Origin of the sequence: Streptomyces sp. NPDC017202 (assembly GCF_044331705.1) — a bacterium.
In the GTDB taxonomy this organism is placed as follows: Bacteria; Actinomycetota; Actinomycetes; order Streptomycetales; family Streptomycetaceae; genus Streptomyces.
This window is the reverse complement of record NZ_JBIRNP010000002.1, coordinates 326,522-348,776: the sequence shown is the minus strand read 5'-3', so window position 1 is coordinate 348,776 and position 22,255 is coordinate 326,522. Positions and strand designations below refer to the sequence as shown.

General features: G+C 70.9%; 19 protein-coding genes and 1 pseudogene. 11 read left to right on the top strand and 9 right to left on the bottom strand.

Features of this window, described 5'->3' with window-relative positions; genetic code table 11:
- Positions 1 to 12: 12 nt before the first annotated feature.
- Positions 13 to 222 (bottom strand): DUF397 domain-containing protein, encoded by a 210-nt coding sequence (locus tag ACH4N1_RS05805; RefSeq protein WP_398094746.1) that lies wholly within the window; start codon positions 220 to 222, stop codon positions 13 to 15.
- On the bottom strand, positions 219 to 1,094 hold the full coding sequence (locus ACH4N1_RS05800) for a helix-turn-helix domain-containing protein (protein WP_398094744.1): 876 nt from the start codon (positions 1,092 to 1,094) through the stop codon (positions 219 to 221). The genes ACH4N1_RS05805 and ACH4N1_RS05800 overlap by 4 nt, the downstream gene beginning before the upstream one ends.
- A 154-nt stretch (positions 1,095 to 1,248) precedes the next feature.
- Between ACH4N1_RS05800 and ACH4N1_RS05795 the strand changes: the two genes are divergently transcribed.
- The 6 genes and pseudogenes from ACH4N1_RS05795 (at position 1,249) to ACH4N1_RS05770 (ending at position 6,180) form a co-directional block, all read left to right on the top strand.
- Positions 1,249 to 1,680, top strand: coding sequence for an ATP-binding protein (locus tag ACH4N1_RS05795; RefSeq protein WP_398094742.1), 432 nt, complete (start codon positions 1,249 to 1,251; stop codon positions 1,678 to 1,680).
- A gap of 291 nt (positions 1,681 to 1,971) precedes the next feature.
- Positions 1,972 to 2,918: pseudogene (locus tag ACH4N1_RS05790) on the top strand (helix-turn-helix domain-containing protein).
- 89 nt (positions 2,919 to 3,007) lie between these two features.
- Positions 3,008 to 3,355: a hypothetical protein gene (locus tag ACH4N1_RS05785; RefSeq protein WP_398094741.1), complete on the top strand. Its 348-nt coding sequence runs from the start codon at positions 3,008 to 3,010 to the stop codon at positions 3,353 to 3,355.
- A complete protein-coding gene (locus tag ACH4N1_RS05780; protein WP_398094740.1) occupies positions 3,352 to 3,609 on the top strand; it encodes a hypothetical protein in 258 nt (85 codons plus the stop codon). The genes ACH4N1_RS05785 and ACH4N1_RS05780 overlap by 4 nt, the downstream gene beginning before the upstream one ends.
- Positions 3,610 to 3,614: 5 nt before the next feature.
- Entirely contained in the window at positions 3,615 to 3,956 is a 342-nt protein-coding gene (locus ACH4N1_RS05775) for a hypothetical protein (protein WP_398094739.1), read from the top strand.
- A gap of 262 nt (positions 3,957 to 4,218) precedes the next feature.
- On the top strand, positions 4,219 to 6,180 hold the full coding sequence (locus ACH4N1_RS05770; protein ID WP_398094737.1) for a pentapeptide repeat-containing protein: 1,962 nt from the start codon (positions 4,219 to 4,221) through the stop codon (positions 6,178 to 6,180).
- A 152-nt stretch (positions 6,181 to 6,332) separates the two neighbouring features.
- On the opposite strand, the gene ACH4N1_RS05765 is transcribed toward ACH4N1_RS05770, so the two are convergent.
- The 3 genes from ACH4N1_RS05765 to aspS all read right to left on the bottom strand — a co-directional run bounded on the left by ACH4N1_RS05765 (position 6,333) and on the right by aspS (position 10,374).
- Positions 6,333 to 7,676, bottom strand: coding sequence for a polysaccharide lyase family 1 protein (locus ACH4N1_RS05765; protein WP_398094735.1), 1,344 nt, complete (start codon positions 7,674 to 7,676; stop codon positions 6,333 to 6,335).
- A gap of 197 nt (positions 7,677 to 7,873) precedes the next feature.
- Positions 7,874 to 8,302: a hypothetical protein gene (locus ACH4N1_RS05760; RefSeq protein ID WP_398094734.1), complete on the bottom strand. Its 429-nt coding sequence runs from the start codon at positions 8,300 to 8,302 to the stop codon at positions 7,874 to 7,876.
- A gap of 308 nt (positions 8,303 to 8,610) precedes the next feature.
- On the bottom strand, positions 8,611 to 10,374 hold the full coding sequence (gene aspS, locus ACH4N1_RS05755) for an aspartate--tRNA ligase (RefSeq protein WP_398094733.1): 1,764 nt from the start codon (positions 10,372 to 10,374) through the stop codon (positions 8,611 to 8,613).
- Between the two features lie 144 nt (positions 10,375 to 10,518).
- On the opposite strand from aspS, the gene ACH4N1_RS05750 reads away from it, so the two are divergent.
- Positions 10,519 to 12,723, top strand: a complete 2,205-nt coding sequence (locus ACH4N1_RS05750; RefSeq protein ID WP_398094732.1) for a SpoIIE family protein phosphatase — start codon at positions 10,519 to 10,521, stop codon at positions 12,721 to 12,723.
- Here ACH4N1_RS05750 and ACH4N1_RS05745 read toward each other — a convergent pair.
- Entirely contained in the window at positions 12,627 to 13,739 is a 1,113-nt protein-coding gene (locus tag ACH4N1_RS05745) for an AI-2E family transporter (RefSeq protein ID WP_398095254.1), read from the bottom strand. The genes ACH4N1_RS05750 and ACH4N1_RS05745 overlap by 97 nt on opposite strands.
- 191 nt (positions 13,740 to 13,930) lie before the next feature.
- On the opposite strand from ACH4N1_RS05745, the gene ACH4N1_RS05740 reads away from it, so the two are divergent.
- Positions 13,931 to 14,866, top strand: a complete 936-nt coding sequence (locus ACH4N1_RS05740; RefSeq protein ID WP_398094730.1) for a Bro-N domain-containing protein — start codon at positions 13,931 to 13,933, stop codon at positions 14,864 to 14,866.
- A gap of 75 nt (positions 14,867 to 14,941) precedes the next feature.
- Here ACH4N1_RS05740 and ACH4N1_RS05735 read toward each other — a convergent pair whose 3' ends face one another.
- Together ACH4N1_RS05735 and ACH4N1_RS05730 are read right to left on the bottom strand one after the other, a co-directional pair.
- On the bottom strand, positions 14,942 to 15,919 hold the full coding sequence (locus ACH4N1_RS05735; protein ID WP_398094729.1) for a pirin family protein: 978 nt from the start codon (positions 15,917 to 15,919) through the stop codon (positions 14,942 to 14,944).
- 184 nt (positions 15,920 to 16,103) lie between these two features.
- The gene (locus ACH4N1_RS05730; RefSeq protein WP_363087637.1) at positions 16,104 to 16,571 is read right to left on the bottom strand and encodes an SseB family protein; all 468 of its coding nucleotides are present in this window, start codon (positions 16,569 to 16,571) and stop codon (positions 16,104 to 16,106) included.
- 178 nt (positions 16,572 to 16,749) lie between these two features.
- Between ACH4N1_RS05730 and ACH4N1_RS05725 the strand changes: the two genes are divergently transcribed.
- The 3 genes from ACH4N1_RS05725 (at position 16,750) to ACH4N1_RS05715 (ending at position 20,394) form a co-directional block, all read left to right on the top strand.
- Positions 16,750 to 18,576: an acyl-CoA dehydrogenase gene (locus ACH4N1_RS05725; protein WP_398094728.1), complete on the top strand. Its 1,827-nt coding sequence runs from the start codon at positions 16,750 to 16,752 to the stop codon at positions 18,574 to 18,576.
- Positions 18,577 to 18,741: 165 nt separating this feature from the next.
- Positions 18,742 to 20,040 carry a M18 family aminopeptidase gene (locus ACH4N1_RS05720; RefSeq protein WP_398094727.1) on the top strand — a complete coding sequence of 433 codons (1,299 nt, stop codon included), beginning with the start codon at positions 18,742 to 18,744 and terminating at the stop codon, positions 20,038 to 20,040.
- A 102-nt stretch (positions 20,041 to 20,142) separates the two neighbouring features.
- Positions 20,143 to 20,394 carry a DUF6458 family protein gene (locus ACH4N1_RS05715; protein ID WP_366062451.1) on the top strand — a complete coding sequence of 84 codons (252 nt, stop codon included), beginning with the start codon at positions 20,143 to 20,145 and terminating at the stop codon, positions 20,392 to 20,394.
- Between the two features lie 13 nt (positions 20,395 to 20,407).
- Here ACH4N1_RS05715 and ACH4N1_RS05710 read toward each other — a convergent pair whose 3' ends face one another.
- The gene (locus tag ACH4N1_RS05710) at positions 20,408 to 22,225 is read right to left on the bottom strand and encodes an NHL domain-containing thioredoxin family protein (protein ID WP_398094726.1); all 1,818 of its coding nucleotides are present in this window, start codon (positions 22,223 to 22,225) and stop codon (positions 20,408 to 20,410) included.
- Between the last annotated feature and the right edge of the window lie 30 nt (positions 22,226 to 22,255).

Below are 22,255 nucleotides of genomic sequence, written 5' to 3'. Positions count from 1 at the left end.
CGGGCCCGACCGTCAGCGCGCCGAGGCGTACGCCACGAAGTCCGACCAGACGGCGGGGGAGAGCGCCAGACGGGGGCCTTCGACTTGCTTGGAGTCGCGAACGTGGACGGTGCCAGGGGTGACGGCAAGCTCGACGCAGGAGTTGCCGTCCGTACCGCCGCTGTAGCTGCTCTTGAACCAAGCCAGTTCGGAGGCGTCCCCGGCGGATGCCTTGCGGATCATGTCTCTCCCAGCAATTGCTCGATGAAGGTCAACGACTCCCGCGGTGAGAGAGCCTGCGCCCGGATGGTGCCATACCGCAACTCAAGGATGCGCAGTTGCTTGGGATCGGTGATCGGCCGCCCACTGAACGCCCCGTCGGAACGCCCCACCGCCGTACCGTCCGGAAACTTCAACAGCTCGATCCTGCCGTCCAGCCCTGGGTGGGCTTCGGTGTTGGTCGGCATCACCTGAAGTGTGACGTTGTGCAACCGCCCCACCCCCAGAAGGTGTTCGAGCTGCTGTCGCCACTCCATTGTGCCCCCAACCTGCCGACGCAGCGGTGCCTCTTCCAGTACGAAGTGGATCGACGGGGCTGGATCGCGTTCGAATACCGACTGGCGGGCCAAACGAGCCGCAACCATGCGGTCCACGTCATCCGGAGAGTACGGGGGCTGCGCCGCCTGGATCAGGGCCCGCGCGTGCTCGGGCGTCTGCAGCAGCCCGGCAATGATGTTGCATTCGTACACCCCGATCTCGACCGCCTTGGCCTCCAGCTTCCCCAGCTCCCGAACCTTCTTCGGATACCGGACCTTCTTCACGTCCTCCCAGGCCGCCGCGAGGAGTCCGCCCGCGCCCAGCACCTCGTCGGCCTTGTCCAGGTACTCCTGGCGGGGGATCCGCTTGCCGCCCTCGACCTTGTAGACGAGGTCCTCCCCGTACCCGACCGCGACCGCGAAGTCGGCGGCCCGCATCCCCACCGACTCCCGCCGCAGCCTCAACTGCCGTCCCACCGTGGCGAGAACGGCCACGCCCCACTCGTCGTCCGGGTCCACCTCCCACCCGGGCTCGTCCGCCTCGGTCCGGAGCCGTACCGCCTCGCCGTCCACCGACATACCGCACCCCTCTGTCGTACCGCCGTGCCGTGACGCCCCTACCCGTAGGCCCGTTTCCGACGGTCCGGACAACGGCCGACAAGCTCCGGACAGTCACCCTACGTATCGGATCTGTCACTGTTCACGGTAAGCACGCGCGGCCACGCTCGGTCACGTGAACAGCGAAAAGTCCACCCAACTCCTCCCACCCGCCGACCACTTCAGCGTGCTCCTGTCACCCACGCCCCGCGGTGCCCGCCTCGCCCGGCTCCTCGCCACGGACTGGATGCGCGACCGGGACCTGCCCCACCGCGTCGCCGAGGCCGCCGAGCACCTCGTCGCCGAACTCGCCACGAACGCGGCCACCCACGGCCGGCTCCCCGGACGCGACTTCCGCCTCGCCCTCCTGGCCCGTGGCACGACCCTCCGCATCGAGGTCACGGACACCCGCGGGGACGACCTCCCGCACCGCCGACGGCCCACCCCCGACGCCGAGTCCGGCCGCGGCCTGCTCCTCGTCGAGGCCCTCGCCGACCGCTGGGGCGTGAAGCTGGGACCGGTCCCCCGCAAGACCGTATGGGCCGAACTCGATCTACCGCCACTCTGACCAGCGGAAACGGCATAGGCACCGGAACCCGATCGCGTGGGTTCCGGTGCCGTCGGCCGTCTTTTCCAAGGACCACGGGAGAGAAAGAAACCCCACCAAGCCCCACCCCTCCCGCCCACGGCGCAGGCTCACTCGCGCGAGTGAACATCACCAACTGGACTGGATTCGTGACGGGTTGCCTGCCCTACGCTCAGCGCAGCACGGCACACCACCCCAGACACGCAAACGGCCCTCGCGGGGACTGGCATCCCACTGCGAGGGCCTGACCACCAAGGAAGCAAGCCCTTCCCGATGGACACCCAAAACCCTAGCGTGCGCCCGCACGCCCAGTCCCGTATCGCCGGGAAAAACCACCCCTCCAGGCACGCCCACGCCAAGGACCATCCCGGTGGCGTCACCCACGACAACACCCGCCACGCCACCCGCTTCACGGTGATCGGCAACCACCTCGCCCAGCACCCGGACCTCTCCCTGCTGGCGATCGGACTGGCCTGCCACATCCAGTCCCTCCCGACCGGCGCCCCCATCGGCATCAAGACCCTCGCCGCCCGCTTCCCCGAAGGCCCGACCCGGATCGCCGCCGCCCTGCGCGAGCTGGAGGCCCACGGCTACCTGCGCCGCACCCGCGAACGCACCCCGGCCGGCCGGATCGTCACCCGCACGGTCTCCTGCAACCAGCCAGGCCGACGCGACGACCCGTCCGGAACGGGCGAGGCGACCGAGCCCCCGGCCCGCCGCGCGGCCGCCGCCCCGCAGCAGAAACCCCCGCGCCGCGCGGCCCTCCCCGCCGTACCGAAACCCTCGTACACCTCCCCCGACCTCCTCCGCACGGCCACCGACGTCCTCGCCGGCCTGCGCCGCGAGGACCCCCGCCTGCTGCTCTCCCCACCGACGCCGAGCACCTCGCCCCCGGCGTCGCCGCCTGGCTGGAGCGGGACCTGACCCCCACCGCCGTACGGAAGGCCCTGGCCGACGGCCTGCCCCTGGAACCCCTGGTCCGGCCCGCCGCCTTCCTGGCCCACCGCCTGACGGTCAAACTGCCGCCCCTCCCGCCGTACCGAGCCCCCGAGCCGCCACCGCCCATCTGGCACCCCATGCGCAACTGCGACACCTGCGACCTCGGCTACCGAGGCCCCGACCCGCACCACTGCCAGGGCTGCGCCTCAGCGGGTGTCGGTTCCGGTGTCCCCGACACCGGAACCGACGAGCCGTCCCTCGTTGAACAGGGCCGACCGTGACAGGCCGCTCGCGGCCTGCCCGGTTCCCGGTCCGGCTCCTCCGTGGCCCCGTCCGGATACCCTGGCCAGGGCACCCTGTGGAGGACACCATGAGTACTCAGGCCGATCGCGGACACGAGTTGATCCCGCGTCCCGAGCAGACTCCTGACGCCCTGCGCACGGCTCTCGCCGTGGTCGATCCGGGGCGCCTGGAGGAGATGCAGGCCACAAAGGACGACGCCTTCGCCAAAGCCGTGGAGTGGCAGTCCCTGAGCCCCGTGCGGAGCTGGGTCCTCACCTGGGCCCGAGACATCGAGATCGCCCGGCGTCCTGCTCTGTCCTCCCGCTTCGCGCAGGCACAGAGCAGGCTGGAGCACGAGAATCCCGCCATCGCCGAGGAGGCTCTGCGGGAGCTGAGCGCCGTCCTGGACGAAGCCATGAAAGCAGTGCGCGGTTGAGCTGGAAGTGGGAGTACGCCTTCGGTGCGGAGGAAACCGCCCGCACCGCACCCGCCGACTTCCTCGCCGGTGTGAAGAGGAGGGCGGACGAGCTGGTCAGAGCCGCCGAAGCCGCCCACATTCACGGCCGGGCCCACGAGGGCATCGACCCGAAGGGGGGCGACGTCATCGTCCCCGGCGGCATGTTCAGATACCAGGTCGTCGTACGCGACGAACGTGTCTACATCGTCCAGATCACCTACCTGGGGTACTGAAATCGATGACAACCCTCCTACGGGACACGCCGCAGAGCATCGCCGACCCGATCATCGAACTCGTCGCACAAAGCCTGGGCAAGCACCCGGCCGCACACCTGTGGAGGAAACTGGTGGCCGTGGACCTCTCCTTCTACAAGTCACCCATCTCCGAGGAAATCCGCGACGAGGGCCGGACTCAGCGCGCCGCCGAGGACATCCTGGACGTCCTGGAGGTGCGCGGCATCGACGTCCCCGAAGCGGTCCGGGAACGCGTCACCGGCTGCGGCGACCCCGACATCCTGCGCCACTGGCACCGGCGTGCCGTCACGGCCCCGACGGCCGAAGACATCTTTACCGACGAGTAGCCCCAGGCCGTGGCGGAGAGCCTGCCCGGTGCACGCCGGGCGGGCCCGTGAAGGGAACCCTGGCCGTACCCGGCCGGGTCGGCCCGCGCGGCCCGCGCGGCCCGCTTCGAAATTCCGGGGACTCGCGCGGTCCACCGCGGGCATACTCCACGGGCGACCGGCGGGGGCCGGTTCGTGGCGGGGACAGCGGGGACGGCGGGGGGCCAGCGCAGTGGATTTCACGTCCTGGGGGGACTGGATACGCGTGTGCCTGGGTGCGGCGGTGTCGTACCCGTTGCTCATGGCGGGCTGGTGGGTGGCCGCGCGGGCGGCCGCCTTCGGTGATCCGCACCGGCATGCCGGCCGCCGTGTCGCCTTCGTGCCGCGCCGTGCCGTCCGGCCACGGACGGAGGACCTCCGCCGACGGCTGCGAGCCGCGCTGGCACTGCGTCGGCACCAGGGCGTGGTGAGTCCGGTCCCGGCCGACGAACTGCTGCGGCGCCTGGTGGAGGCGGACCGCTCGGCGCGTGTGCTGGCGGCCGGCCGCCGGATGTGGTGTCTAGCCGTCCCGTTCACGCTGCTCGCGGGCGCCGTCCTGCTCGGGACGTGGCTCCTCGTGGTCGAGTACGTCATGGCAGGCCCCTTCGCCGAGATCAACGGCCCCTACGCCTACCTGGGCAAGATCTTCGGCACGGACGGCTGGTACATCCCGAACAGCGAGACCTGCTCCTCCTGGTCCGTGCTGAGCGGGTGCGACCCGGACGTGAGGCCGTGGTGGTACGGCACGGAGTCGGGACTGCTGTTCGGGCTCGCGCCCGCGTCCCTCGTCGCCGCATGGCGCATACGGCGGGCGGCTTCACGGAGTTTCGCCCTCTGGGCGCGACAGGAACCACCCTTCCTCGCCTGCCTGGACGTGCTGACGGCCTGCCGCGACGCCCTGCGGCCGGCGCCGCCGGAGGCGACCGTGCTCGACGAGCGCATGGCCGTACTCGCCGCCGCCCTGAGTGACTTCGCCCGGAAGAGCCTTCCTCTCGCGCAGGACCGGCGCGCCGAGCTGGAGGCGCACACCGCGCGCGTGACGGAGACCCTGAGGGAGGCGACGGGCCGGTACCTGCGCGACGGGGCCACGGCCCTGCCCGCCCTCGTCGGTCTGCTGGCCACCCTCCAGGACCGGCTGCACACCTCCCGGTGGTTCGTCCTGCTCGACCCCGCCCAGCTCACCACCGCGCCCGGCCCGGCTCCGGGACCGGCTCCGGCAGCTGCTGCCCCGGCGACCGCGCCCTCGGCCGACGCGGGCCGCTGGCAGCGTTACATGTGGGTGGCCACCGCGATGCCGGTGGTACCGGCCCTGCTGGCCCTCATCTTCACCGCGATGACCATCAGCCAGGCCAACCAGAACCTCGGCCTCTCCGAACGCGGCCAGGTGGCGTCCACGTACAACGAGACAGTCGCCAACCTGGGGGACGATTCCATCAACGTGAGGGTCAGCAGCATCTACGCGCTGCAACGCATCATGCGGGAGTCGCGCAGCGAACAGCCGGCGATCGTCAGCGTATTGAGCACCTACATCAGGGACCACGCGAAGATGCCCGGCGCGGCGGCGGCGGAACGCCTGCGCAAGAACGACAAGACACGTGCTCCCGACGACGTCCAGGCCGCCCTCGAGGTACTGGGGGGACGCGCGGAGGACCTGGAGGGCGAACCGAAGATCGATCTGCGCGACACCTTCCTGGTGGGCGCCACCTTCTACGGGACGTTCGACAACGCGGACCTGAGGGGCGCCGACCTCACCCGGGCCGACCTCCAGGGCGCCCGCTTCGAACTCGCCTGGTTCGACAACGCCCGTATGAACGACGCCTACCTGAGCAACGGAGATTTCGAGGACGCCGACTTCCTGGAAACGGACATGACCGGTGCCTGGCTGGACGGCGCGATACTCCACGACGCAGACCTGACACAGGCGAAACTCGTCAGCGTCCACGGGAATTACGAAGGCTCGTTCGCACAGTTCACCGACGCCGATCTGACGGCCGCCGACCTGACGAACGCGGACCTGAGAGGGGTGAACCTGGTACACGCCGATCTCGGGCAGGGGGTGGCTCAGGGCCTGCCTGCCGCGACCGTCACCGATACGGTCCTCATCGACGCCGACCTCACCGACGCCCTCCTCGACGGTGTCGACACCGACGCCGCCCTGTGGAAGGAAGCGGACCTGGCGAAGAAGGCGTCGGCCCAGGGCGGCTGACACACCGAGGCCGGGAAGACCGGCGAACGACCCGCGTGAACCGCTGTCCGCTGTCCGCTGTCCGCTGTCCGCTGTCCGCTGTCCGCTGTCCGCCGCATGGGTACGCGAGGGCCGGGGGCTCGTGGTCTCCCGGCCCTCGCGTGTCTCGGGTGCTACTTGAGCACGCCCGCCCCCGTCGTCGTGGCCAGCGACGTCGGCAGGCCGGCCGCCGAGGTCTCCAGGCCCGTCGTGAGGGTCGGGGTCCAGTTGACCGTGGTCTTCAGGTCCTTGGAGGAGGCGGCGTTGTAGGCGGCGACGAGGTCGGTCACCGTGCCGTTGACCAGGTTGCCGGAGCCCTTGACCGAGCCGGTGCCGTCGCCGCTGAGGAGCTTGGCGGCCTTCGCGCCGGACGGGAGCTTCCAGTAGTTGTTCTCGGCGACGACCTGGGCCTTGGCGCGGGAGTTGATGCTGTACTGCGGCGCGTAGCCGTTGAGGGTCGTGACGTCGTAGTAGTTGTTGTAGATGTGGATCTGGCCGATGCGGGCCAGCGGGGCGCGCTGGACGATGCCCTTCCACACGTTGTGGTGGATGGAGACGCGCAGCTTGCCGACGCTGTCGGTGTCGCTGCTGCCGATCAGCATCGTCTTGTCGTGGTTGGTGAACTGGTTGTGCGAGACGGTCACCAGGTCGGAGCCCTTGGTGATGTCGAGGGAGCCGTCGTGGATCTGGTACTCGCGGCCGAAGTACTTCGGGTTGGCGCTGTCGAAGTGCGGCCCGTCGGTGAACGTGTTGTGGTCCGCCCACACGTGGGTCGCCCCGCGCAGGGTCACCGAGTCGTAGTTGGAGTTCCAGTTGCCGTCGTCGCCGTCGGTCGGGTCCCACTGCGGGAAGCAGTCCTCGGTGGCGGCGAAGGCCAGGTTGCGGACGATGACGTTGTCCACGTTCTGCACCTGGAGCATGCCGCCCGTGATGCCGGCCCCGGTGCCCGGCACCCCGACGATGGTGGTGTTGGCCGGCACCTTGAAGGTGACGTTGAGGGCCTGCTTCTTCTGGGCGGCGGCCCGGGCGCTCTCCTGGGTGCCGGAGGGCAGCTTGGAGCGGCCGTAGGTGGCCGGGTCGTAGGCCTTGAGGTAGGCCGACAGCGAGTAGCCGGTGCCGGCCGCGTAGTCGGCGCAGGTCAGCTTCTTGCCGGAGTCATTGGTGTTGGCGTCGATGGTGCCGCTGACCTTGATGATCCGGGGCGTGGTGTCGGTCGCGGAACCGAGCGCCTTCACAAGCTGGGCGCGGGTGGAGACGGTGAAGGTGTGAGCGGCGTCGGCCTTCGCACCACCGGTGGTGCCCGTCCCGGACGACGCCCAGCCGTCCTTGGCTGCGAGCGTCTGGTGGTACAGGTCGACGGTCCCGGCGTTGGCGTTCATCACGACGACACCGGCGCCGACACCCGCGGCCACGACGGCGGCGGAGAGCACCAGGGCACGGCGCGAGCGGAGGGACCGGCGGTGGGAGACAGCAGCCACGGTGGATCCTTACGGGGGAGGAGCGGGGTTACGCCCTGTCAGTGGTCGCCGCCCGGTGAAGAGTTGCCGCGTGACGGAAAGTTTTTTCTCCGCCCGCCGAAACCGTCCTCCGGAGCCGCCCATCGAGGCCGCCCATCGGGGCCACTCCCCGGAACCACCCGTCCGAGCCACCCGTCCGAGCCGTCCCGCGCTCGCGTTCAGCCCGCCGCCGGTGCCGTCGGCCCCGGTCCCGGCGCCGGTGTCACGCCCGGCGCCGTCGCCGCCGTCTTCCCGGCCGGCCCCGCCCCCGCCCTGCGCAGATGGTCCAGCCCCTGCCGCGCCGTCCGCGTCACCTCCGCGTACTCCGCCGCCGTGCGGGCCTCCGCCAGTCGCGCCCGTGCCTCGCGGTGGCACTCCGCCGCCCTGGTCAGTGCCCGTGCCGTGTCCTCACCGGCGCCCGCCCAGGCCCGCGCGTCCGGCGGGCCCAGGCCCGCGCCGAGGCGTACGAGCCACTGGTTGGCCTCCGCCTCCGCGTCCAGTCCGGACGGGGGACGGGGCCGCCGCGAGCGGCGCCGGGCGGCCGTCCCGGCGACCGCGGCGACCCCTCCTACGAGCAGCGCCACCGACAACACGACCATGAACCCCATGCCTGCGTTCCTCCCTCACCTCACCGCGCGCACCCGCCCGTGCCTCCCATGAGACGCCGCCCCGCTGTGGACGGGCTCCGGGGTTCCTGTGGGGCGCCGGTGAGGTCTCCGCAAGAGGCCGGCCCGCCACCAGGGGCGGCAGCCGTCACTCCCCGGAAAAGCGGAAGTGGGGGGGGGCCCCCCCGGCGGGGGGGGCCCCCCCCGGGCCCCCCCCCCCGGCGGGGGGGGGGGGGGGCCCCGCCGGGGCGCCCACCCCCCCCCCGCCCCCCCCCCCCCCCGCGGCCCCCCCCCCACTTCCGTCACACCGGCTACTTCGGCTGCGGCTTGCGCACCGTCAGGTGCAGCTCACGCAGCCGGGCCTCCTCCAGCTCCGTCGGCGCGCCCATCATCAGGTCCTGGGCGTTGCCGTTGAGCGGGAAGGCGATCGTCTCGCGGATGTTCGGCTCGTCCGCGAGCAGCATGACGATGCGGTCGACACCGGGGGCGATGCCGCCGTGCGGCGGGGCGCCGAAGCGGAAGGCGCGCAGCATGCCGGCGAACTTCTCCTCGACGGTCTCCCGGTCGTAGCCGGCGATCTCGAAGGCCTTGAGCATGATCTCCGGCTCGTGGTTGCGGATCGCGCCGGAGGACAGCTCGACGCCGTTGCAGACGATGTCGTACTGCCAGCCCAGGATGTCCAGCGGGTCCTGGGTCTCCAGGGCCTCCAGGCCGCCCTGCGGCATCGAGAAGGGGTTGTGCGAGAAGTCGATCGCGCCGGTGTCCTCGTCCTTCTCGTACATCGGGAAGTCGACGATCCAGCAGAAGCGGAAGACGTTCTCCTCGAAGTGGCCGGCCCGCTTGGCGGCCTCGACCCGCACGGCGCCCATGATCTTGGAGACCTCGTCGAACTCGCCCGCCCCGAAGAACACGGCGTGCCCGGCGGCGAGGGAGAGCCGCTTGGTCAGCTCGGCCACGTCGTCCTCGGTGAGGAACTTCGCGATCGGGCCCGTCAGCGAGCCGTCCTCCGTCACGCGCACCCAGGCCAGGCCCTTGGCGCCCAGCGTGACGGCGTAGTCGCCGAGCTGGTCGAAGAACTTGCGGGGCTGCGCCGCGACGTCCGGCACCGGCAGGGCGCGCACGTGCTTGCCGGCGAAGGCCTTGAACTCGGAGCCCTCGAAGATGTCGGTGATGTCCACCAGCTCCAGCCGGGCCCGCAGGTCCGGCTTGTCCGAGCCGTACTTCAGCATCGCCTCCCGGAACGGGATGCGCGGGAACGGGGACGTCACGTGCCGGCCGTTGCCGAACTCCTCGAACAGTTCCGTCATGAGCTTCTCGATCGGCTGGAAGACGTCCTCCTGCTCGACGAAGGACATCTCCACGTCGAGCTGGTAGAACTCGCCCGGCGAACGGTCCGCACGGGCGTCCTCGTCCCGGAAGCAGGGCGCGATCTGGAAGTACCGGTCGAAGCCGGAGATCATCAGCAGCTGCTTGAACTGCTGCGGGGCCTGCGGCAGGGCGTAGAACTTGCCCGGGTTCAGACGGGAGGGGACGACGAAGTCACGGGCGCCCTCGGGCGAGGTCGCGGACAGGATCGGCGTCGCCATCTCGTTGAAGCCCAGCGCCGTCATCTTGTGACGGATCGCCGAGATGACGGCCGTACGCAGCATGATGTTGCGGTGCATGCGCTCGCGGCGCAGGTCGAGGAAGCGGTACTCCAGGCGCCGCTCCTCGTTGACCCCGTCCTCGGCGTTGATCGTGAAGGGCAGCGGCTGGGCCGCGCCGAGCAGCTCGACCTCACCGACCTCGACCTCGACCTCACCGGTGGGCAGGTCCGCGTTGACGTTCTCGGCGCCGCGGGAGACGACCTTGCCGTCGATGCGGACCGTCGACTCCTTGGTCAGCTTGTCGAGGGTCTCGTACGCGGGCGTGCCCGGTCGGGCGACGAGCTGCGTGATGCCGTAGTGATCGCGCAGATCGATGAAGAGGATGCCGCCCAGGTCGCGCCGATTGTGCAGCCAGCCGCTCAGCCGGACGTCGGTGCCGACGTCAGAGGCGCGGAGCTCGCCGCAGGTGTGGGACCTGTACCGATGCATCGTCGTTCATCCAGTCTTCGCGGATCGGGGGCATGTTTCACGTGAAACAACCCCCAGGGTACCGGGCGCCCCATGATCGGCTCCCACCATTACGGGCCCGGCGATCGGTGGCAATCATCGATCGCATGTTCTTAAAGTGGGGCAATGCACACTGGCGAGCCTCTGCCCGCCGTGGGGGAGGTCCTGGTTTCCCTCGCGACCGGCCTGTGGCACTGGGACACCGCCACGGGGCTGGTCACGGTCGATGCCGAGGCGGCCCGGCTGCTCGGGCTGCCCGCCGAGGGCACCGTCCTCACGGAGGCCCAGGCCAGGGCCCGGCTGCACCCCGTCGACTGGAACGAGATCACCGGCGTGGTCCAGCTGGCCGTCGCCGAGGGCACCCTCGCCGAGGTCCGCATCCGGATCATGGACGAGCGCGGGCGGATCGTCCGGGTCGTCCGCAGCCGCTCCAAGCCCTCCTTCGACCCGGCCAAGAAGGCGTACGAGCTGATCGGCACCCTCCAGGAGGTCACCGAGCCCTCGCCGGGCACCCCGGCGGGCCGCAGCGCGGTCACCGGTGACTGGCGGCGCTCCCGCGAGGCGTTCCTGCTGGACGCGGGCCGGGCACTGGCGGAGGCCCGGTCCACCCAAGAGGTGCTGCGGGTCGCGGCCGGTCTGTCGATGCCGGGCTTCTCGCCGGATGGGCTCGCCGTGTTCGGCGTGGAGGGCGACCGCCTGACGATCATCGGGCACCACGGACAACGGGACGGCGATCAGGCCCCCTTCACCCAGATGTCGCTCCAGACGGACTACCCGGCGGCGGAGGTCGTCCGCACCGGCAAGGCCGTCTACGTCTCCTCGCCCGAGCAGTACAAGTCCCGCTACCCCCTCACCTGGCCCCTCGCCGAGCAGTTCGGCCGCCATTCCTGGGCGTACCTGCCGCTGACGGTGGCCGGTCGCACCATGGGCGCCTGGATGGCCGCCTTCGCCTACCCCGTCGCGTTCACCCCCGACGAGCGGTCCGTGCTCACCACCGTGGCCCGCATGCTCGCCCAGGCCCTCACCCGGGCCGGGGCCGCCGAGACCCAGCGGGAGCTGACGGACGGGCTGCAGCGCTCCATGCTGCCCAGCCTCGGCACCGAGATCCCCGGCATGACCCTCGCCGCCCGCTACATACCGACCGGCGGCGGCCTCCAGGTCGGCGGCGACTGGTACGACCTGATCCCGCTGCCCAGCAAACGGTTCGCGCTGATCATCGGGGACGTGCAGGGCCACGACGTGCGGGCGGCGAGCCTCATGGGCCAGCTCCGCATCGCCCTGCGGGCCTACGCGGCCGAGGGCCACGGCCCCGACGCCGTCCTCTCCCGCGCCTCCCGCTTCCTCTACGGCCTCACCCGCACCGACGACGCCGACACCGGCTCCGACCTGCGCTTCGCGACCTGCCTCTACGTCGAGGTCGACCCCGTCACCGGCGTCCTGACCACCGCCCGCGCCGGGCACCTGGACCCGGCGATCCGGATGGCCGACGGCACCGTCATGGTCCGCGCCACGGCCGGTGGGCTGCCCCTCGGCATCGACCCGGACGCCGACTACCCCGTCAGCCGTCTCGGCCTGGAGCCCGGCGAGGCGCTCATGCTGTGCACCGACGGGCTGCTGGAGACCGGCGGGCACGACCTCGACACCGGCTGGCGACGCGTCCGGAGGACCCTGGAGACGCACGAGGGCGACCTGGAGGAACTGGCGGACGCGCTGGTGCAGGCGGTGCACGGGCCGTCGTCGCACCACACCACCGGTCCGCTGGCCGACCGCCGCGAGGACGACATCGCCCTCCTGCTCGTCTGCCGCCGGGGCGGCGGGGGCTGCGGCGGTCCGAGCGCCGCCGCACCGGCCCGCCCGGCCCTGCGGCGCTCCATGCTGACGATCGCCCAGGCCGAACCCGAGCGGATCTCCGAGGCCCGCGGGCAGCTGCGCGACCTGCTGCACGACTGGCCCAGCGACGACCAGGTCGACTCGGCCGTCCTGCTCGTCTCCGAGCTGCTGACGAACGTCCTCGTGCACACCGACGACGACGCGCTGCTGATGGCGGAGGTGGCCGGCGACCCCGGCGGACGCCGGATGCGGATCGAGGTCACCGACACCAGCGACTCCCTGCCCCACAAGCGCCGGCCCGGTGAGCTGGCCTCGTCCGGCCGCGGCCTGGTCCTGACCGAACTGCTCGCCGACGCGTGGGGGGTGTCCCCGCGCGGCGAGGGCAAGACCATCTGGTTCGAGCTCTACGAGCCGGTGGCGGGCGGTGCGGACGGCGAGTCCGGCGACGACGGCGCCGCGGGACCGCCCGGTGAGGTCCCCGGGGAACCGGGGACGGCGTAACGCTGCCGCAGCTCGTACAGCACCCCGAACGCCGCCGCCGTCAGCGGCACGGCGAGCAGCATGCCGAGGATCCCGGCGACCGACGCCCCCGCGGTGATCGCGAGCATCACCACCGCCGGGTGCATCTGCACGGTCCGGCTCTGGATCACCGGCTGCAGCACGTGCCCCTCCAGCACCTGCACGGCGAGCACCACCCCGAGCGCCCACAGCGCGATGACGAACCCCCGGTCGGCGAGCGCGACCAGCACGGCGACGGCCCCCGAGACGAACGCGCCCAGATAGGGGACGTACGCACCGACGAAGACGAGCGCCCCCAGCCCGACCGCACCGGGCACGTCGAGGACCAGCAGCCCGACGGTGATGCACACGGCGTCGATGAACGCGATGAGCGAGGTCCCCCGCATGAACCCCTCGACGGCATGGAAGGCCCGCCGCGCCATCGCCTCCAGGCCCTCGGCGGTGCCCTCCGGGGCGGCGGCCCGCAGCGTGGACACGACCCGGTCGGAGTCCCGCAGGAAGAAGAAGACGAGCAGCAGCGCCAGTACGGCCATGGCGAGGCTCTCGCCCACCACGCTCACCCCGCTGATCACCCCGGAGGCGGCCGTCCCGCCGAACTTCGTCGCCAGCTCGCGGGCGTTGGAGGCCATGTCGTCGAGCGAGGTCCCGGCGGCCCCGAAGTGCTCGGCGATCCCCCGCGCCGCGTCCTTCAGCGAGGCGACGATCTGGTCCCCGCTGTCCACGAGCGCGGCGACGACGATGTACACGGCCCCTCCCACCACGGCCAGAACCGCCAGGCACGTGACCCCCGCGGCCACGGAGCGGTTGACCCCCGCCCTGACCAGCCGCCGGTGGAACGGCCCCAGCAACGCCGTCCCCAGCAACGCGAGCAGCACCGGCACGACCGCCGTGCGGAACTCCGCGCACAGCCGGATCCCGACGTACACGACCCCCGAGACCAGCAGGATCACCACACACCAGGCGGCGAGACGGCGGACGGGGACGGGAAGCGACGACAGCACCCGTCCAGCCGACCACGCGCTCCGCGGGCTGTCCTGCGCGGACGGACCGGACGGGTGAGTGACGCCTCGTCATGCGGTCGTGCCGCTCGGCAGGATCGATGCGTCAGTACACAAAGGAGTGAAGATACCCATTCCGTAGACCGGTTACACCTTCCTCTCCCTACCGTCCGAGACGGAGGTGATGCTCGATGTACGAGCAGAACGACATGCCGTCCACCGAGGCGACGGCACAACAGGACGCGATCGACGTCAACGACTTCGTGTTCGCGGCGACGGGAGCGCGGGTACGGAGGCTGACGACGCCGGACGGGGAGCACTGGTTCGTGGCGGCGGACCTGGCCACGGAACTGGGGTACGTGAACACGCGGCAGGCGCTCGACTGGCATGTTGCACGAGATCGGCAAACCACCCTCAACGATCTTGCTCGAAGCGTCTATGGAGTAGACACCTCGAGCAAGATTGCAGGTCACGGGCTCAAGAAGTCCATGAAGATGGTGAACCTCAACGGTCTCATCGCGCTCGTCAACGGCTGCACCAAACCCGAGTGCGAGCCCTTCAAGACCTGGGTGTGCGAGGTCATCGCGACCGTACAGCGCGACGGCTCCTACTCCCTGGAACCGGCCGCCGTGCAGCCCGCTCCCACCGGCGGTACCGCGTACGTCATGCCCCAGCAGGTCGCCGACGCGATCGTGCGACTCGAAGAACGCAACATCCGGGCGGACGAGATGCTGCTGGCGTTCCAGGAGGAACGAAACGATCTGCTCCGCCGGCTCACCGACAGCCAGAACGTGATGGCCGACGCGTTGCGGGACATCGCCGAGGTTCTCCGCAACCCCGTCGACCGTCCCGACACCTCCCCGGCACCGAAGCCGACCCCCCAGCAGCTCCTCGCCAGGTGGAAGGCGAAGAACCTGGTCGTCACCGACGACGTCCACTCCGTCGCCGCCTACCTGGCGCCGGCCCTGGTGCACGGCGCGGCCTGTTACAGCGTGGAGCAGATCGCCCTGCGTACGGGCCTGACCCAGGACCGCGTCCAGGACTGCCTGCGGTTGCTGCTCAAGCGCGGATGCGTACGGCAGACGGGATGCTCCCCGGACGGGGTACCCGTGTACGAGCTGCCGTAGCCGGACCGCATGGCAAGGCCCGAAGTCGCAAATCCACGTTGCGGCTTCGGGCCGTGCCGTACCTTAGCCGGAGTTTCAGGCCTGCGGGCCGCTCTCCGACATTCCGTGCACCGCCGGGACGGTGCCCAGGCGGCCCTTCTGGAAGTCCTCGAACGCCTGCTGGAGTTCGTCGCGGGTGTTCATGACGAACGGGCCGTAGTGGGCCATCGGCTCGCGGATCGGCTGCCCGCCGAGGAGGACGACCTCCAGGTCCGGGGTGTGGGAGTCCTGCTTCTCGTCCGCGCGGACGGTCAGCGAGGAGCCGGCGCCGAAGACGGCCGTCTGCCCGAGGTGGACCGGGCGGCGCTCCGCGCCGACCGAGCCCCGGCCGGCCATGACGTAGGCGAGGCCGTTGAAGTCCTCGCGCCAGGGCAGGGTGATCTCCGCACCCGGCGCCAGCGTCGCGTGGACCATGGTGATCGGGGTGTGGGTGATGCCGGGCCCGGCGTGGCCGTCCAGCTCACCGGCGATGACACGCAGCAGGGCACCGCCGTCGGGGGAGGTGAGCAGCTGGACGCTGCCGCCGCGGATGTCCTGGTAGCGCGGGGCCATCATCTTGTCCTTGGCCGGGAGGTTCACCCACAGCTGGAGGCCGTGGAAGAGCCCGCCGGACATCACCAGGGACTCCGGCGGCGCCTCGATGTGGAGCAGGCCGGAACCGGCCGTCATCCACTGGGTGTCGCCGTTGGTGATGGTGCCGCCGCCGCCCTGGCTGTCCTGGTGGTCGAAGATCCCGTCGATGATGTAGGTGACGGTCTCGAAGCCGCGGTGGGGGTGCCACGGGGTGCCCTTCGGCTCTCCGGGCGCGTACTCCACCTCACCCATCTGGTCCATCATGATGAACGGGTCGAGGTGACGGTAGTTGATCCCCGCGAAGGCCCGGCGCACCGGGAAGCCCTCGCCCTCGAAACCGCTGGGCGCGGTGGTGACGGTGAGCACGGGACGCGCCACGGCGTCGGCCTGCGCGGTCACACGGGGCAGGGTCAGCGGGTTCTCGACGGTCACTGCGGGCATGTCCGTACCTCCTTGGGCGGCGTACGCCCCAGTTTAGTTGAGCGTTGAACTTTCTGCCACCCAGAACGACGAGAGCCCGGAGGAGATTCCCTCCGGGCCCGTGTCATCTGGGCGGCCGGCATCCGTCACCGGGGCGCGGGAGCACCCCCGCCTCCGGCCGGACGGTGAGCCGTCAGCCGTGCGTTCAGCCGTACATCCGGCGCATCGCGAAGTCGACCATCTGCTCGACGGCCTTCGCGTCGAAGACCATCCGGTGCTCGCCCTCCATGTCGAGGACGAAGCCGTAGCCGGTGGGCAGCAGGTCCAGCACCTCGGCACCGGTGATGACGAAGTACTTCGACTCCTTGCCCGCGTACCGGCGCAGCTCCTTGAGCGTGGTGAACATCGGGATCACCGGCTGCTGAGTGTTGTGCAGGGCGAGGAACCCGGGGTTGTCGCCGCGCGGGCAGTAGACCTTCGAGGTGGCGAAGACCTGCTGGAAGTCCTCGGCGGCCAGCTGCCCGGTGGTGAAGGCCCGCACCGCGTCCGCGAGCGAGGGCGGGGACGGCTCGGGGTACAGAGGCGGCTGCTGACCGTATCCGCCGGGCTGCTGCGGCTGGGCGTACTGCTGCTGCGCGGCGCCACCGTCCATGGGCTGGCCGTATCCATACATGGGCGCAAGCGTACCGAGGGGGGAACCCGGCGTCCGCGGGTAGACCCTTCTCACACTTGGCCGAGTGGGGGTTGCACCTTATTACCGACGGGTAGCATCATCGGAGCTACTTGTCAGTACGTGAACTAGCGCGAGGATCAAGTGCCTCGCCGATCTCTCTCTACGGAGCGCAGTCGCCATGGGGCACTACAAGTCGAATCTCCGCGACATCGAGTTCAACCTCTTCGAAGTACTCGGGCGCGACAAGCTGTACGGCACCGGCCCCTTCGAGGAGATGGACACCGAGACCGCGAAAAGCATCCTCGAAGAACTGACCCGCCTCTCGGAGAACGAGCTGGCCGAGTCCTTCGCGGACGCCGACCGCAACCCGCCGGTCTTCGACCCGGAGACCAACACCGCGCCGGTCCCCGCGTCCTTCAAGAAGAGCTACCAGGCCTTCATGGACTCCGAGTACTGGCGCCTCGGCCTGCCCGAGGAGATCGGCGGCACCACCACGCCCCGCTCCCTGATCTGGGCCTACGCGGAGCTGGTGCTCGGCGCCAACCCGGCCGTGTGGATGTACTCCTCGGGCCCCGCCTTCGCCGGCATCCTCTTCGAGGAGGGCAACGAGGTCCAGAAGCACATCGCGAAGATCGCCGTCGACAAGCAGTGGGGCTCCACCATGGTGCTCACCGAGCCGGACGCCGGCTCGGACGTCGGCGCCGGCCGCACCAGGGCGGTCCAGCAGGAGGACGGCTCCTGGCACATCGAGGGCGTGAAGCGCTTCATCACCTCCGGTGAGCACGACATGTCGGAGAACATCCTCCACTACGTCCTCGCCCGCCCCGAGGGCGCCGGCCCCGGCACCAAGGGCCTGTCCCTCTTCCTCGTCCCGAAGTACGAGTTCGACTTCGAGACCGGCGAGCTGGGCGAGCGCAACGGCGTGTACGCGACCAACGTCGAGCACAAGATGGGCCTCAAGGCCTCCAACACCTGCGAGATGACCTTCGGCGACCGCCACCCCGCCAAGGGCTGGCTGATCGGTGACAAGCACGACGGCATCCGCCAGATGTTCCGCATCATCGAGTTCGCCCGCATGATGGTCGGCACGAAGGCCATCTCCACGCTCTCGACGGGCTACCTGAACGCGCTGGAGTACGCCAAGGAGCGCGTCCAGGGCCCCGACCTGGCGAACTTCATGGACAAGACCGCGCCCAAGGTCACCATCACCCACCACCCCGACGTGCGCCGCTCGCTCATGACGCAGAAGGCGTACGCCGAGGGCATGCGCGCCCTGGTGCTGCACACCGCCGCGATCCAGGACGAGATCCAGGTCAAGGAGGCGGCCGGCGAGGACGCCGCCGCCCTGGAGGCCCTGAACGACCTGCTCCTGCCGATCGTCAAGGGCTACGGCTCCGAGAAGGGCTACGAGCAGCTCGCCCAGTCGCTCCAGACCTTCGGCGGCTCCGGGTTCCTCCAGGAGTACCCGATCGAGCAGTACATCCGCGACGCCAAGATCGACACCCTCTACGAGGGCACCACCGCGATCCAGGGCCAGGACTTCTTCTTCCGGAAGATCGTCCGCAACCAGGGCGCCGCGCTGAACTCCCTCGCCGAGGACATCAAGAAGTTCCTGGAGCTCGGCACGGGCGGCGAGGAGCTGGCGGGCGCCCGCGAGCACCTGGCCAAGGCCGCCGTCGAGCTGGAGGCCATCGTCGGCCTGATGCTGACCGACCTCGCGGCCACCGAGCAGGACGTCAAGAACATCTACAAGGTGGGCCTGAACACCACCCGCCTGCTGATGGCCTCCGGTGACGTCGTCGTGGGCTACCTGCTGCTCAAGGGCGCCGCGATCGCCGCCGAGAAGCTGGAGACCGCCTCCGCCAAGGACGTGGCCTTCTACACCGGCAAGATCGCCGCGGCGAAGTTCTTCGCGGCCAACGTCCTGCCGGGCGTCACCCTGGCCCGCAAGATCGCCACCGGCGTCGAGCTGGACCTGATGGAGCTGGACGAGGCCGCCTTCTAGACCCCCGGCACACGCACCGGCACACGCCGGTGCGCATGCCCGCGGGCACCGTCCGGACCGGCGCTCGTCCGCTTCGGCACGGTTGCCCGAACTCCACACCGTCCACACGAAGGCCCGCTCCCCATCACCGGGAGCGGGCCTTCGTCCGTCGTTAAGGTGAACCCCATGAGCGAACCCTCCCGCTTCGACCGCGGCCACACCGACGACCTCATGTCCTTCCTGACGGCGAGCCCCTCGCCGTACCACGCCGTGGCGACCGCCGCCGAACGGCTGGAGAAGGCAGGGTTCCGCCAGGTCGCCGAGACGGACGCCTGGGAAGGGACGAGCGGCGGGAAGTACGTGCTCCGCGGGGGCGCGATCGTGGCCTGGTACGTCCCCGAGGGCGCCGCGCCGCACACCCCCTTCCGGATCATCGGCGCACACACCGACTCGCCCAACCTCCGCGTCAAGCCGCTGCCCGACACCGGTGCGCACGGCTGGCGCCAGGTCGCCGTGGAGATCTACGGCGGGCCGCTGCTCAACTCCTGGCTCGACCGCGACCTGGGCCTGGCCGGCCGCCTCACCCTGCGCGACGGCTCGACCCGCCTGGTCGACGTCGGCCGGCCGCTGCTGCGGGTGCCGCAGCTCGCGATCCACCTCGACCGGGCGGTCAACACCGACGGCCTCAAGCTGGACAAGCAGCGGCACCTCCAGCCCGTCTGGGGCCTCGGCGGCGACGTCCGCGACGGCGATCTGATCGCCTTCCTGGAAGAGGAGTCCGGCCTGGCCGCGGGCGAGGTCGCCGGCTGGGACCTGATGGTGCACTCCGTCGAACCGCCCGCCTACCTCGGCCGCGACGAGGAGCTGCTCGCCGGCCCCCGCATGGACAACCTGCTGTCCGTGCACGCGGGAACGGCGGCCCTGGCGGCCGTCGCGACGAACGGCGCGGATCTGCCGTACATCCCGGTGCTCGCCGCCTTCGACCACGAGGAGAACGGCTCGCAGTCGGACACCGGGGCGGACGGGCCGCTGCTGGGCACGGTGCTGGAGCGTTCGGTGTTCGCGCGCGGCGGGTCGTACGAGGACCGGGCACGGGCCTTCGCGGGCACCGTCTGCCTGTCCTCGGACACCGGGCACGCGGTCCACCCCAACTACGCGGAGCGGCACGACCCGACGCACCACCCGCGCGTCAACGGCGGGCCGATCCTCAAGGTCAACGTCAACAACCGCTACGCCACGGACGGTTCGGGCCGGGCCGTCTTCGCCGCCGCCTGCGAGAAGGCGGGCGTGCCCTTCCAGTCGTTCGTCTCCAACAACTCCATGCCGTGCGGCACCACCATCGGCCCCATCACCGCGGCCCGGCACGGCATCCGCACCGTCGACATCGGCGTGGCCATCCTGTCCATGCACAGCGCACGGGAGTTGAGCGGAGCGGACGACCCGTACCTGCTGGCCAACGCGCTCGTGGCGTTCCTGGAGGGTTAGCCAACGGTCGGCCAAGGATGTGCTCTCGCATGGGAGTTGCCCGCCGGGGTACCCGGTTGCCGTGACCGGAACGACCGGTACACCGAGCAGGGAGGCGACATCATGGGCCTCGGCGGGTGCATCATCCTCATCGCCGTGGGAGCCATTCTCACATTCGCGACCGACTGGGACATGCAGGGCGTCAACGTCGACCTGGTCGGCGTCATTCTGATGATCGTCGGCCTGATCGGCGTGACGACCTTCAGCAGCATCGCCCGGCGTCGCCGCGTGATGGTCCCCCCGGCCTCGACGACCGTGGTCGAGACGGAACGGCACCACCACCGCGACGGATACGGCGACGGCTACGGCGTGTGACCGCTCTCCGGGATCAGGCGTCCAGGCCCGCCAGCACCAACGGCAGCCGGTCGGCGCCGCTCCCGGTGAGCGTCACCGGAACACCCCAGTCCTGCTGGTGGACATGGCAGGCGGGATACTCGACCGACGGGTCGTCGTCGCAGGACGCGGCCATCGCGGAGACGTGCAGGACCCCTTCGGCCACCGCCGGGTTCAGCTCGAGCGCGCGCGAGAGGTCGGTGCCCGCGCCCTCCCCGGCGAGCAGCAGCTCGGGCGGGGTCGCGGAGACCAGCAGGCGGGTGGCGGGGCCGTACCGGGTGTCGAGCTTCTGACCTGCGGGCGCCCGGAAGATCACGTCCAGCCGCAGGCCGCCCGGCGCCACCTCGGTGGCGGCGCGCCGCGTGCGGTGGGCGACGGCGTCGACCTCGACCGCCTCCTCGGGCAGCCGGAGCCGGGTCAGCCGGTGCCGCGCCGACTCCACGACGACGATGTCCTCCCCGACGAGGACGGCGCCGCTGGGCTCCCTCAGGTCGGTCGCCAGGGTGGTCACCTCTCCCGTCGCCGGGTCGTAGCGGCGCAGGGCGTGGTTGTAGGTGTCGCAGACGGCGACCGAACCGTCCGGCAGCGCGGTGACGCCCAGCGGATGCTGCAGGAGTGCCTGGCCGGCGGCGCCGTCCCGGTGCCCGAAGTCGAACAGGCCGGTGCCCACGGCGGTGCGGACGACGCCGTCCCGGTCCACCCAGCGCAGGGCGGAGGTCTCGGAGTCGGCCAGCCAGAGCCGGTCGGCGGTCGCCGCGAGCCCCGAGGGCTGTGCGAACCAGGCCTCGGCGGCGGGGCCGTCGACCAGCCCCTCGTTGGTGGTGCCGGCGGCGACGGAGACCGTCCGGTCGGCGGGGTCGTACGTCCACAGCTGGTGGATGCCGGCCATGGCGATCCACACCTTGCCCCGCCACCAGGCGACGTCCCAGGGGGAGGAGAGGTCGACCTCGCGCGCGGGGCCGGCGTCCGGCGCGCCCTGCATCCACTGCCGTCCGGTGCCCGCGAGGGTGGTGACGCGGCCGGATTCCGGGTCGAGGCGCCGCAGGGCGTGGTTGACCGTGTCGGCGACGACCACGGAGGAGTCGTCCAGCAGGGCCAGGCCCTGCGGCTCGTTGAAGGCCGCCGTCCCCGCCGGACCGTCGGCGAAGCCGCGCGCGCCTGACCCGATCCGCCGCACCACGCTCTCCCCGTCGGCCGCCAGCTCCACGAGCTGATGCCGTGTGGTGTCGCTGACCAGGAGGTTCCCGGACGGCAGCAGCACCGCCTTGCCGGGGAAGCGCAGATCCGTCGGCTCCGGCTCCGGCGCCACGTACGGTCCGTCGCCGCGCCGCAGCGTGCCCTTCGCGGCGTGCTCCGCCTCCAGCTCCGTCACGAGGCGCTCGATGGCGTGCACATGTCCCTCACCGGCGTGCTGGGCGACGACGTACCCCTCCGGGTCGACGACCACCAGCGTCGGCCAGGCCCGCACGGCGTACTGCTTCCAGGTGGCCAGCTCCGGATCGTCCAGCACGGGGTGCTCCACGCCGTACCGCTCCACGGCGTCGACCACGGCCCCGTGCTCCGCCTCGTGGACGAACTTCGGCGAGTGCACCCCGATGACGACCACGGTGTCCCGGTGCTTCTCCTCCAGCTCCCGCAGTTCGTCCAGGACGTGCAGGCAGTTCACACAGCAGAACGTCCAGAAATCCAGCACGAGAATGCGTCCCCGCAGGTCGGCGAGGCTGTACTGCCTGCCACCCGTGTTCAGCCAGCCGCCCCTGCCGACGAGCTCGGGGGCGCGGACACGGACACGGCGGGGTGCGGAGTCGGTCATGGATCAAGGGTGCCACCCGGCTGCGGCACT

Bases quoted from the DNA above. Each gene is read 5' to 3' on its own strand.
- ACH4N1_RS05805 (WP_398094746.1), bottom strand. From the start codon at position 222: ATGATCCGCAAGGCATCCGCCGGGGACGCCTCCGAACTGGCTTGGTTC.
- ACH4N1_RS05800 (WP_398094744.1), bottom strand. From the start codon at position 1,094: ATGTCGGTGGACGGCGAGGCGGTACGGCTCCGGACCGAGGCGGACGAG.
- ACH4N1_RS05785 (WP_398094741.1), top strand. From the start codon at position 3,008: ATGAGTACTCAGGCCGATCGCGGACACGAGTTGATCCCGCGTCCCGAG.
- ACH4N1_RS05775 (WP_398094739.1), top strand. From the start codon at position 3,615: ATGACAACCCTCCTACGGGACACGCCGCAGAGCATCGCCGACCCGATC.
- ACH4N1_RS05760 (WP_398094734.1), bottom strand. From the start codon at position 8,302: ATGGGGTTCATGGTCGTGTTGTCGGTGGCGCTGCTCGTAGGAGGGGTC.
- aspS (WP_398094733.1), bottom strand. From the start codon at position 10,374: ATGCATCGGTACAGGTCCCACACCTGCGGCGAGCTCCGCGCCTCTGAC.
- ACH4N1_RS05750 (WP_398094732.1), top strand. From the start codon at position 10,519: ATGCACACTGGCGAGCCTCTGCCCGCCGTGGGGGAGGTCCTGGTTTCC.
- ACH4N1_RS05740 (WP_398094730.1), top strand. From the start codon at position 13,931: ATGTACGAGCAGAACGACATGCCGTCCACCGAGGCGACGGCACAACAG.
- ACH4N1_RS05735 (WP_398094729.1), bottom strand. From the start codon at position 15,919: ATGCCCGCAGTGACCGTCGAGAACCCGCTGACCCTGCCCCGTGTGACC.
- ACH4N1_RS05730 (WP_363087637.1), bottom strand. From the start codon at position 16,571: ATGTATGGATACGGCCAGCCCATGGACGGTGGCGCCGCGCAGCAGCAG.
- ACH4N1_RS05725 (WP_398094728.1), top strand. From the start codon at position 16,750: ATGGGGCACTACAAGTCGAATCTCCGCGACATCGAGTTCAACCTCTTC.
- ACH4N1_RS05720 (WP_398094727.1), top strand. From the start codon at position 18,742: ATGAGCGAACCCTCCCGCTTCGACCGCGGCCACACCGACGACCTCATG.
- ACH4N1_RS05715 (WP_366062451.1), top strand. From the start codon at position 20,143: ATGGGCCTCGGCGGGTGCATCATCCTCATCGCCGTGGGAGCCATTCTC.
- ACH4N1_RS05710 (WP_398094726.1), bottom strand. From the start codon at position 22,225: ATGACCGACTCCGCACCCCGCCGTGTCCGTGTCCGCGCCCCCGAGCTC.